The sequence below is a fragment of the Paenibacillus sp. FSL H3-0310 genome (genome assembly GCF_038002785.1).
GTDB classification, from domain to species: Bacteria; Bacillota; Bacilli; order Paenibacillales; family Paenibacillaceae; genus Paenibacillus_AQ; species Paenibacillus_AQ odorifer.
On the sequence record NZ_JBBODC010000001.1, the window covers coordinates 3760839 to 3772602 of the forward strand.

Consider the following 11764-nt stretch of genomic DNA (forward strand, 5'->3'; position numbering starts at 1 on the left):
AGCCTATAGATATATAGAACGGAGGAACAAAATGAAGGAGCCAATACGGCGGATATCCAATAAGCTGACGAAAACAAGGGTACTGCTTAGAAAACAAGAGCTAAGGAAGTATATCCCGGTAACGAAAAAAATGAATAAAAACGTACTCTATGAGATGTTGCAAAAACATAAAATGGTGTACATTAAGCCCTGCTGTGGATCTTTGGGACAGGGTGTAATCCGGATTGAAAGATCGCAAGATCATTCCCCCAAAAAACGACCAGCCTACAGCTATCAGTCCGGTACGCATAAACATACATTTTCTGATTACGAGATGGCTTATCGGGCAATCTCTAGCGAGACCCAAGGAAAGTCCTATTTGGTGCAAAAAGGGATTTGGCTTTTGGTTTATGAGGGAAGGCCATTTGATATCCGGGTTATGGTGCAAAGAAATCTTAAGGGTGGGTGGAAAGCTACAGGCATTGCGGGTCGCGTAGCTCATCCTCGCAAAGTGGTTACGAATGGGAGCCAAGGGGGAACGATTTATCCGGTAGAGGCATTATTAGAATCCTACACAAACGTAGAGAATAGTAGCGCGTTGATCCGGTCCATGCAACAAATCGGAGTGAACTCCGCCAGACAGCTGAGCACAGCCTATCCCGGCCTGCAGGAAATCGGTGTGGATATTGCTTTGGATCGACGCCTTAAACCATGGATCTTGGAAGTAAATACTGCCCCCGATCCGTGCCCGTTTACCAAACTGAATGACACCAGCATGATTGAGCGAATCGTCAAATATGCAAAAGCCTATGGCCGCACATACAATCTTAAATGCATGAAGTCCAAACAGGGTATGGTCTGAACGGATTTGATTGGTAATAATACAAACAGCCCTGATATATAAAAATCTCTACCAGAGCTGTTTGTGTTGTTTTAGAATTCGGAGTCGCTCACCTTAACAAGCATCTTCCCGAGGTTCGCACCTTGGAACAATTGCAGGAATGCTTCAACCACATTGTCGAATCCTTCAACAACTGTTTCTTCATATTTTAATTTACCTTCTGTTAGCCATTTTCCAAGCTCTTGAAGGCCTTCTGACTGGCGGGCTGCGTAATCACTAAGAACGAATCCTTTGATAAGGGAGCGGGTTTTGATCAATCTGCTCTGAATACGTGGACCCATATCTCCATCTGTACTATTATAGGAAGAAATAGCGCCACATAGGGGAATACGTGCATAATCATTAAGCAAGCTCATCACAGCATCTGAAATCGATCCACCCACGTTGTCAAAATAAACATCCACACCATTTGGACATGCTTCTTCCAAAGCCTGGTCTAAATTTTCCGTTGTTTTATAATTAATGGTTGCATCAAAGCCAAGTTCTTTTTTCAAATAGTCGCATTTATCATCGCTACCTGCGATCCCAACGACACGAGCGCCTTTGATTTTGGCAATCTGTCCAACAAACATCCCCACTGAACCCGCTGCTCCAGACACTACGACAGTCTCTCCTTCTTTCGGCTGCCCGATATCAAGTAAACCGAAATATGCAGTGAGCCCTGTTAAACCTAGAACACTTAAGTAAGCCGATACAGGTGCAATCGAATCATCGATTTTGGTTACTGCTTTAGCATCTACAGTATTATATAACTGCCAGCCCAGCATACCGATGACTTTATCTCCAGCTTTGAATCGCTCCGATTTGGATTCTACGATCTCTCCCACAAGTCCTCCAGCGATGACTTCATTAAGCTGATAAGGAGGAATATACGATTTAGAATCATTCATTCTTCCGCGCATATAAGGATCCACTGACAAATACAACGTACGTACAACAACTTGTCCTTCTTTTGCTTCAACTACAGGAATATCTTTGAACTCGAAATTTTGCTGGGTTGGCATGCCTACAGGACGTGAAATTAACAGGACCTGTTTATTTTTCAACTGATTCATAGATCACTACTCCATTAATATTTATTTTTGCTGCTACCTATAACTATTAACCAAACCCTGTACATGATTATCAAATAGTTATAAAACTATCAAACTATCAAGAAAAAATTATAGGTTTCCGGACATATTATAAACTGTCCAAGAAACCCGGTAATAATTCGCTAAACGTATCCTCTCGAAGCTGGCTAATCTTATTCTGCCCCATACGTGTGACACTTACTAAATCAGCTTCATACAAAATCTTCAGATGGTACGACACATTGGATTTATCCATTCCCATAGATTCACCAATGGACCCACATGTATTGTTCTCCTTATGGAGATGAAGATAACGAATCATTTCAATTCGTTTCACTTCTGCTAATGCTTTAAAAATCTTCACTCGCTTTTCATCATCTTTTAAGGAATATTGTTCGATAGTCATAAAACTATTGTATTCTTCTGATTGCGCAAAGTCAATTTACAATCCCATTTCTTAATCGGATTCATTTTTGTATAATATACCAATCGGCATTAGCGCGGATCTATTTATAAGGAAAGAGGGATGGTAGAAATGGACATTACCAAATACGAAAATCTTGTTCCCCGTGTTTTTTTGTTCGTTGATCGCCGATCCTTCCCGGATTGGGAGATTACGAGGAGTAAAATTGATTTCCATGATCTTACCTTCATCGTAGAAGGGAAGTCTGACTATTTTATTAATGGAGAGAAATTCACGGTTGAAGCCGGGGATATGCTCTATGCCCCTTCTGGCAGCATTCGGGAAGCTCAGACTTTCAAGGAGGCACCCATGCGTTCCTTTGCCTTCAATTTCTTCTGGGAGGGTGAGGACAATCATGTGCAGCTCCCTTTTGAGACTGTAACTAGGAATTGGAGAACTAAAGAGATTCTAGAGGATATTAAAGAATTCTCACATATCTGGATGGGCAAACAACCTTTCTACAAAATGAAGGCCCGGGCCATCTTTCAACTGATTGTGTACCGCTTATTAAGTATCGCCCACCATCAAGAAACACCTCTGATAGATCTAAGAATCCAAAAAGTGATGACCTATATCATGGATCATTATTCGGAGGAAGTTACGATCAAGGAGCTGGCAGATTTGGTTGCCCTAAATCCCGTATATCTTGGTAAGCTGTTTAAGCAGAACACTGGCTCCACCTGTAAAGAATTTATAAACAAGGTGCGCGTGAACAATGCTGAGATGATTCTATCGGCAGGTGGTTTTAATGTGTCCGAAGTGGCAGCGCACTGTGGTTATCAAGATGTCGCCTACTTCAGCAACGTTTTCAAAAATATAAAGGGTTATCCTCCGTCATCTGCCCTGAAATAACGGAGGATTCGAAGCAACAACCTAGTTGTTCGCCCTTTTAATTCAACCTAACTAAGAATGGACGCCGTCCCGCTAGTATAAAAGCTCTCCTCCGGCCCTAAATAGGAATAAGGAAGCTGGGCAGCGGACAATACAAGCTTTTGCAGAACCAGACCCGCATCCAATCCGTAAAAGCGGAGGGTATGAAGACCCTTCGTTAAAGCATGGCTGGTGGTTACAGCATGAATATTGTCCATAACCGCACGGCACCACGGTTCATTATCATGATTGCCGCCTTCAAAGTTCGTTGGTAAAGCATCCTTAATCACGGGTGCCTCATCATCGAAACCTATCGCATATTTTAACCCGCTAGTTTGTGACAGATTGTTTGTCGGCGCAATATACGCGGTTAAGCTATAATCGGTGTCCTGCTGCACTAGAATCCGATATTCCAGACAAGGTGCATCCTCCGGTTGTTCAAAAGATACAGCATCCGGAAACATTTTAACCGAGGATAAAGAACGTCCATAGCTGTCAATGGTCTTCCATACCACCCCTGATTTCGAAACACGAGTTATGGTATGCTCCGCTTCAATGGACACGATATTATGGGTCTCGATGAATGTCATCGGTGGAACATCCGGAATGTCTATCCAATCCACGGCTGCCTTCACCTTAACTATATTCCCGGCACCGGAGATCGTAATTTCGCCCGTCGATGCTTCTTTGACCTTCTCCCAATCTACGGAAACCTGAAGCGTCTCCCCTGCCTCAATCCAGCCGCGTATTTTCTCAAGCTTGATCCAATCTACGCTGCTCCGCACCTGATATTCAAAACCCGCTTCTCCACCGTTACTGATTGTGATGCGATAGTTTTCTTTTTGGAGATTTGTAAATACCCGAAGATTAGCTGTGCCGGAAACATACGCTTGTTCCGTTCCTTCCACATCGACAATCATTAAAGAACCTCTGGCGGGCGTCAAGGTGTTTACATCCGGATATTTCCACCCTTCTGCATTCCAATGTATATACCCTACATGAGGGGAACTCATCATTCCCTGCCATTTTCCATCCGAAATTCCGCTATTATAAACCAGCTCCAGATACTTATCCCGTTCGATGGTTTCGCGGGTCAGAGCAGCGTAAGTATTTGCCAACATACTATTTCGCTTAGCGTATAGATGGTTCAGTCCAGCATAAATTTGCATTTTGACCACATTGGCCGAGGCAACAGCAGGGAAATATACGAGCTGGAAGTAAGCATCCTTTAGTTGTTCCGGGATTAGCTCATCGTATTTGCCGGCAGCCTTCTCGATCATCACCGCTTGCTCCAGAACTCTGTGCGCCTCATTGTAATGGATAGGACTGAAGGTGGACGGATAAATAATTTCAGGCTTGCGCCGACCGTTCATCCGGATATAATCCCCTAACAATTGTGCGATTCCCAGACATGTCTCTTGTTCCAGCACATATCCGAATTGCTTCTCTACCCAACGGTTGGTGTATTCCACAGTCCGATTGATTGCACCTGTCCCCCAAGCCTCAAAATCGTAGGCCAAATCCAGAAAGTAGGAAATGGGCAATTCCATAGGCTTCAAATCCCCGACGTTCACAATCCATACATCACGGATGCCATAATCGTATGCCATACACATTTGCTCCCAGACTTTTTCAAGCGGGGTCGTATTTAACCATTCATAGGAATGCGGACCACCATGATAGTCAAAATGATAATACATCCCCCATCCTGCGCTGCGGTTACGTTCGTTTTTTGTCGGGATTTTGCGGAGATTGCCAAAGTTATCGTCAGCAAGCAGGATCGTAACGTCATTCAGAACATCCCAGTCCTTCAACCCTTCCACCCCGGCAGTGCCATACCAGTACTTCTCAACTTCCTTATAAACGGCCAAAATTTGCGGCGCATGTTCAAGATTGTATTTCTTCAATAGTTCTTTTTGCGTAAGTATAATGTCCTTCAGCAGATCAATATTCTCCTGGTCGGAGCCCTCCAGCGCAGAGTCACTTTCCCCCCGCATGCCTAGGGTAATCAAGTTATCAAAGTCCTGATTGCGCTTGATTCCGTCTTCCCAGAAATCTGTAATCGCCTGTTTATTACGGGCGAAATCCCATAGGTTACTTGTCCCGTATTGGCTGTATACCTTCTGCCATTCACTGCCTGCCCGGAATAAGGGTTCATGATGGGAGGTTCCCATAATAATTCCGTATTCTTGCGCATGCTTAGCGTTGGCAATCGGGCTGCTTTTACCATTCAGGCTAAATTCGGCGCTCCACATCGCCGGCCATAAATAATTCCCCTTCAAGCGAAGAATGAGTTCAAATACCTTGTCATAGAAATCTTCATTAAAGTCACCAAATCTTTGAGTTACCCAAGAACCTAAAGACGGCCAGTCGTCATTCAAAAAAATACCTCTATATTTAACCGAAGGCTCCTTGGAGATCACATGAAGCTGGTTATCAGGAATGGACAATGCCGGCTTCTTCTCCGGCACAATATCCGCCCAGTACACCCAAGGACTAACTCCAATCTTTTCGGAGATCGAATACAACCCGTAAATCGTCCCCCGTTTATCACTTCCTACAATGACGAGCGCCTTGTCCACTCCCGCTGTGGGTTGTTCAACCACCTGAATTTTATAACATTCTCTTTTACCTTGGATGACCGATACATCAACGGTTCCCTCCGCGATTAAATCATCGATAAAATCATTGCTGCCTATCGATCCAGCGATTATGACTGTTCCATCCAATTTGTTCAATTGTGTATATATCTCAGGTTCTACCTCTGTTACCTGTTTAACATCTGCTGCAAAAGACTGTGCCACCCGGCGTAATCCCTCATAATCTTTCCCCTTAGGGTCCACGTAAATCTTGGCAGCACTGCCCTGCTTCACAAGGTGCAATTCCTTCGTAGGCATGATAATTCTCCCCTTAAGCATCCTATTTTCGTATGACTAGGCACATTATATAAGTAAGCGATTTCAACATCCATGTGTAAACTAGCAACTTTTTGTAATTATTAAATGAAACTTTGTTTATCGGTTGAACAATCTGGATATTTGGTGTTACTGTTAACAGGTATTCCTTCTAATAAAAATATGTCTTTTGCAAGCGCATCCATAACAAGAAAAGCTTATACAAAAAGCGAGGATGATCAATATGAAAAACAATAACGGGATCATTACAGGAGGCAAGATTGAAGGTCCAAAGGCGCCCAAGGATCCGGCTGAACGCAGGAACGGTTTTTTTGTGCTCTACGAAACCGCGATTGAGGCGACAGCCCGGGCCGAAGGTCCACCTTCACAGGAAGTTTATCTGGAAGGTAACTATCTAATCGACAAGGCCAGATATATTGGCGGCGTCACTGATGAGACAATACTGGAGCTGCTAGGAAACTGCGTTGGATTTCGCAAATTAGTCCATAGTATCGGAGTGTCTGTGAGAAGGGATCCTGAGCAGAACGAGCCCATCTCTTTTCTATTGCAGAACTGGGGCAAAACCAGCAAATACGAAACAGGCAGCAGCATACGTGTGCCCTGTCCCTCCGACGGTTCCGAAGTCCTCTTGAAGTTAGAGGATTTGGAATGGTCTGAAGAGGATGCGGTGCTCGGCAAATTCGCTTTTGAATTTAAACATGAAGGCGAACTGGCCATCGCGAGTATAATTTTTTATTTGCATGACGGTTATTCTGTACCAGAGCTAATCATTGAACCGCCTGTAGCGTTTGATTCTAACGAATACCGGGAGATCATTACCCAATCCTTGCTTCATCCGGGCAATAATAAAAGATTAAAAACGGCCATCCATAAGGCTATAAAAGGTGAGGATGTCACGATTGCTTATATTGGGGGTTCCATTACACAGGGAGCAGGTGCTAAGCCGATCCATACAGAATGTTATGCCTACCAATCGTATCTGAGATTTAAGGAATTATTCGGTACGAATGGTGGTGAGAACATCCATTTTGTGAAGGCTGGGGTAGGTGGAACTCCGTCCGAGCTTGGGGTCATCCGTTATGAAAGGGATATTCTCCGGGAAGGTTCTGTAACACCTGATATCGTGGTGGTAGAATTTGCGGTAAACGACGAAGGAGATGAAACGAAAGGCAACTGTTTTGAAAGCTTATGCCTAAAAATACTTTCCGCCGATAATAGGCCGGCAGTAGTTCTCCTGTTCAGCGTGTTTATGAATGACTGGAACCTGCAGGAACGGCTCTCCCCCATTGGGCGGCGTTATAATCTTCCTATGGTTAGTGTAAAAGATGCGGTATCCGGGCAGTTCCGCCTAAGCAAAAATGAGGGGAACATCCTCTCGAAACGGCAATTTTTCTATGATATCTATCATCCTACTAATGATGGTCACCGGGTAATGGCTGATTGTCTGGCTTATTTATTCTCCGAAACCCACAAAACGCTAATGGACGAAGATGATCTCCTATTGGATCAACATCCGGTCATCGGGAATGATTTTGTGGGAACCCTCCTGCTGGACCGCAAAAGCCATATTGACGCAGGCAGGATCGAGGTGGGCGGATTTTCGGGGATCGATACCGATTTGCAGCGGGTAGAAATGGATGCCGATCCTTTCGGAACTCCGGAATTCCCTCATAATTGGATGCATTCAGCGTCTTCTGGGGAACACAGCTTCAAGCTGACGATAACAAGCAAAAATCTCATCCTCGTATACAAGGATTCTGGCAGCAGCGAATTCGGCAAGGCGAACATTTACGTCGATGGTTGTCTTGTAGTCACCGCTGATCCACATGAGAACAACTGGACACATTGCAATCCGGTAATTCTTTATCAAAATGAGGTTAGCGGGGAGCATCAGGTAGAAATCAGAATGGTGCCGGAAGATCAGGACAAGTCTTTTACTATACTTGGCTTCGGCTATAATGTTTAATAAGTTGACCTAGTGGTATATAACCTAAAAAGAAACCCATGGTCTTTAAATGACCTGGGTTTCTCAATAATTTGAGGAATCTTTTTCTATTTGGTAGGCAGCTTCTTATCTAAAATGGCCTTCACATCTTTAACAAGCTGTACGGATGCTTCAATCTCCAACTTACTTGTTGAAACACTTTCAATACTGCAACCAATAGGAATTCCCTTCTCCAGCCCGAAATCTAGTAATTCTTCAAAGATTTTTTGCGATAGCTGGATTGATTTATCCAAAATATCATTCGAGTATTTTAACTCGTTTTCTAACCATCCCGGGATACTGATCCCTAACCACTTCATAAATTGTAATGTTTTCGCGGTGCCGCATGGTGCAAGATTAAATAAAATAGGAACCATCTCAAAACCGTTATTTGTATAGTAATAATATAAATCAGACAATAAATTCTTAGATGCCTCTACATTATAAGTTGCCTGTGTAATAAAAAAGTTGCACCCACTGTTGGTCTTTTCGACAACCCGTATATGCTCATCATTCTTTTTTATATGTCTTTCCGGAATGACAACTCCGCCAAAAGTTAAATTGTTATTTAGCTGTTTACTTAGCCTATAAGCATCTGGTAAATTCAATTTCACCTCTTGTTTACTTGACGAAGCGCCCACATACACGGAAAATCTATCTTCATTTTCGTCAGTTTTAACCCAATCCTCGAACTGAGCTCTAGTATCATTACCGACGCACCGGTAAATTATTTTCGGGACCTCCACCTGTCTTAGATATTTATCACCATAGACAGCCGGATCAATCGTTGGTAAATAGGGATAAGGTCTTTCATGATCCACTCTGTCTACTTCTTCCTGAACGTCGTACAGAATTAACGCATCTAAATCAAGGTTTTTAAGTCTCTCAACCTGTTTCTGGGCGATTTCCGAGACCTTTTCTGGTGCGTGGCTTGCCTTCGGTGGTGTCATCCCATATGTTATAATACCCGGTTTTTTGCTCAATATTTTTTGTTTAAATGTATTCTCTGCCGCTCCCACATTACAAAACCCCTCTACTCGTCGCTTTTAAGATAAGGTTACCATGGCAGGCTTAATATGTGTAACTTCTATTTACTATATCTAGTTATATTTTAAAGCTATGATTCCTTAATGATACTTATCGAGTAGTACATGTTGACAACCATTTGATGTGACTATAATATTAGAAGTCCTGCCAACCTTAAAGTTGGCGATAAGGGGACCGAAAGGTTCATTCTTATTTAAAAAGGGTGAGTATTATGAATAAAGAAGAATTAATGGAAAGCGCACGTAACACAAAGAAAGCTGCTTATGCCCCTTATTCTAAATTTCCAGTTGGAGCAGCCTTATTGCTTAAAGATGGAAATGTTATTAATGGAGTAAACGTAGAAAATGTATCTTTTGGCGCTACTAATTGTGCAGAGAGAACAGCAATCTTCACAGCTATTACAAAGGGCTATACTAAAGGTGATTTTCAGGCTATAGCTGTAGCAGGTGACACAATGGATTTTCTGCCGCCATGCAGCATCTGCAGACAAGTATTATCGGAATTCTGTTTGCCTGACATGCCTGTCTATTTAACCAATGAGAAAAAAGAGATCTTAGAGCTGAGTTTAAAGGATTTATTGCCTTATGCATTCAAAAATTTAGATATGTAAAAATAATTCCTCTCGTAGTGGAATAACAAAAACACGCGTACCTGTGTTAGACAAGTACGCGTGTTTTTTGTGTTAAAAAGCTTAGTCAGAACACAGAGTTCACAGACCAGACACACCGCGTAAATACGTTGTTACTTACCAAATCGCAATTCCAACCTTATCTTTTTCTTTAAATACTACCTTTATCATTTCCAAAGCATTTCTTACCCTAAATTCAATAAATTCTTTATCATAGTCTGTATGTAGTTCTATAGTATCTAAAACTCATATAGTTAAAACCTCTCAATGAACATCATCAATAATAAAAAACAAGCGATCCATTGAGATAAAAGGATAAACACTTCCTCTCGATGATCGCTTGCTTTTAGTAGCTATGCATAGTCACATTTCTAGTTTTCCTGTGATGTTTCATTTTAAATGAGAATTCACTGTTAGAAAACCCTTATAAAATAAGAGAGACTGTTTCAATTTAATTGAGAATTTAAATCCCCAGTAACTAATAATCATCTAATATTTCATTTTAAATGAGAAAATGCGCTATTAAAAAGAGTACCGTAAAATGGGTACACTTTTCATTTAACGTAATAATGTAATATACTGTTTGCTCCTTCAAATGAAATCCTAGGACCTCCACTTGTCCTAGATATTTATCACCATAAATAGCCAGATCAATCGTTGGTAAATATGGGTAAGGTCTTTCATGATCAACTCTTTCTACCTCCTCCTCGAAGTCGTAAAGAATTAAAGCATCTAAATCAACGTTTTTAAGTCTTTCAACCTGTTTCTGTGCAATTTCTGATATCTTTTCTGGTGAATGGCTTACCTTCGGTGGTGTCATCCCATATGTTAAAATACCAGGTTTCTTGCTCAATATTTTTGGTTTAAAAATACTCCCTGCCGCTCCCAAAATAAAAAACTCCTCTACACGTCTCTTTTAAGTTAAGGCTACCATGCAGGTGAAACTGGATTAATTCTCGTACCATCTCCCAGTTCGCCATTCGTGTTAGCTCCCCAGCCCCACACATTTCCATCCTTAGAAATTGCAAAACTAAATAGATTGCCTGCTGTTATGACTTTTATATTGCTAAGTCCAATTACAATTGTCGGGGTTGAGTTAGTACTGTTACTCGGAAGAGGGGTTTACTATTAATTTTCGCCTTAAAATTCCCGATGATTACATTATAAGGATATTTAGTGTTTTAGTTAAAATTAATCCATATAATTTCAGGGGTGGTATATAGGTGCTTGAAGTAAGAAGAAAATCTCGATGAAGGGTGATGATATCATTAGAGCATTAAGTGAACGAATGGAAAAGGGGAACGAAAGATGAAGTCATTCAAGACAGGACTACAAGCCATTCTTTATGTAATACTGGTGGTTGGACTGCATCTGATCTTAATCTATTTTTTAAAGATAAGAATAGAGGGATGGGGAACGGAGTTATTAAATATTTCATTTAAGGTGTACTTTATACCACTTTTATTATGTTTTATTAATTCTTTTTTGTTTATAAGGACTCAGAGGATAAAGTACAATGCCATTTGGTTTTTGGTAACTATGCTATCCAGCCTCTTACTTCTTTTATTTTTCAATGCAATGCAAGATGACAGTGATATTGAATATGGAGTTGTCGTTTCTATTGAATTTTTTCCAAAATATCAAGTGGAAATGCTCTTTCTGCTTCCTTGGAGTATTTCTATTATACAATTTATCTTAACTCTATATTATCTAATCAAAATAAGAAAAAATCTAATCGTTAGAAATAATAAAGGGGGAATATAATATGAAAAGAATATTTTCATTAAGTATAATTATTACAGTTTTTGTTTCTTTATTTAGTTCAACTGGAAAGCTCCAGTGATTTATAAATTGATTGAATTGATAGACGCATGGGATGAAAAACTTTCGAGAAAATCTTGACC

11 protein-coding genes are annotated in these 11764 nt (G+C 41.3%); 5 read left to right on the forward strand and 6 right to left on the reverse strand.

All coding sequences use genetic code 11. The features are described 5' to 3' along the window. Positions 1-31 precede the first annotated feature (31 nt). Positions 32-841, forward strand: coding sequence for a YheC/YheD family protein (locus MHH63_RS17065; protein ID WP_341031885.1), 810 nt, complete (start codon positions 32-34; stop codon positions 839-841). A 71-nt stretch (positions 842-912) separates the two neighbouring features. Here the strand turns inward: MHH63_RS17065 and MHH63_RS17070 are convergent, their stop codons facing one another. Together MHH63_RS17070 and MHH63_RS17075 are read right to left on the reverse strand one after the other, a co-directional pair. Further along, a complete protein-coding gene (locus MHH63_RS17070) occupies positions 913-1935 on the reverse strand; it encodes an NADP-dependent oxidoreductase (protein ID WP_341171828.1) in 1023 nt (340 codons plus the stop codon). A gap of 127 nt (positions 1936-2062) precedes the next feature. Further along, positions 2063-2359 (reverse strand): ArsR/SmtB family transcription factor, encoded by a 297-nt coding sequence (locus tag MHH63_RS17075; RefSeq protein ID WP_038569940.1) that lies wholly within the window; start codon positions 2357-2359, stop codon positions 2063-2065. Positions 2360-2488: 129 nt separating this feature from the next. On the opposite strand from MHH63_RS17075, the gene MHH63_RS17080 reads away from it, so the two are divergent. Further along, entirely contained in the window at positions 2489-3268 is a 780-nt protein-coding gene (locus tag MHH63_RS17080) for a helix-turn-helix domain-containing protein (RefSeq protein WP_076186480.1), read from the forward strand. A 47-nt stretch (positions 3269-3315) separates the two neighbouring features. Here the strand turns inward: MHH63_RS17080 and MHH63_RS17085 are convergent, their stop codons facing one another. Beyond that, positions 3316-6183: a glycosyl hydrolase 115 family protein gene (locus tag MHH63_RS17085; RefSeq protein ID WP_341171829.1), complete on the reverse strand. Its 2868-nt coding sequence runs from the start codon at positions 6181-6183 to the stop codon at positions 3316-3318. Between the two features lie 241 nt (positions 6184-6424). Here MHH63_RS17085 and MHH63_RS17090 point away from each other — a divergent pair, with 241 nt between their 5' ends. Further along, a complete protein-coding gene (locus tag MHH63_RS17090; RefSeq protein WP_341171830.1) occupies positions 6425-8167 on the forward strand; it encodes an SGNH/GDSL hydrolase family protein in 1743 nt (580 codons plus the stop codon). A gap of 86 nt (positions 8168-8253) precedes the next feature. On the opposite strand, the gene MHH63_RS17095 is transcribed toward MHH63_RS17090, so the two are convergent. Next, positions 8254-9204, reverse strand: coding sequence for a methylenetetrahydrofolate reductase (locus MHH63_RS17095; RefSeq protein WP_280752736.1), 951 nt, complete (start codon positions 9202-9204; stop codon positions 8254-8256). Between the two features lie 239 nt (positions 9205-9443). On the opposite strand from MHH63_RS17095, the gene MHH63_RS17100 reads away from it, so the two are divergent. Further along, positions 9444-9842 carry a cytidine deaminase gene (locus tag MHH63_RS17100; protein WP_076186474.1) on the forward strand — a complete coding sequence of 133 codons (399 nt, stop codon included), beginning with the start codon at positions 9444-9446 and terminating at the stop codon, positions 9840-9842. Positions 9843-10362: 520 nt separating this feature from the next. Here MHH63_RS17100 and MHH63_RS17105 read toward each other — a convergent pair. Both MHH63_RS17105 and MHH63_RS28615 read right to left on the reverse strand, forming a co-directional pair. Continuing rightward, entirely contained in the window at positions 10363-10749 is a 387-nt protein-coding gene (locus tag MHH63_RS17105) for a hypothetical protein (RefSeq protein WP_341171831.1), read from the reverse strand. A 38-nt stretch (positions 10750-10787) separates the two neighbouring features. Continuing rightward, complete coding sequence (locus tag MHH63_RS28615) at positions 10788-10943, reverse strand: hypothetical protein (RefSeq protein WP_445321769.1); 156 nt, start codon at positions 10941-10943, stop codon at positions 10788-10790. Positions 10944-11168: 225 nt separating this feature from the next. Between MHH63_RS28615 and MHH63_RS17110 the strand changes: the two genes are divergently transcribed. Further along, positions 11169-11624, forward strand: coding sequence for a hypothetical protein (locus tag MHH63_RS17110; RefSeq protein WP_340917821.1), 456 nt, complete (start codon positions 11169-11171; stop codon positions 11622-11624). The last annotated feature ends 140 nt before the right edge of the window (positions 11625-11764 follow it).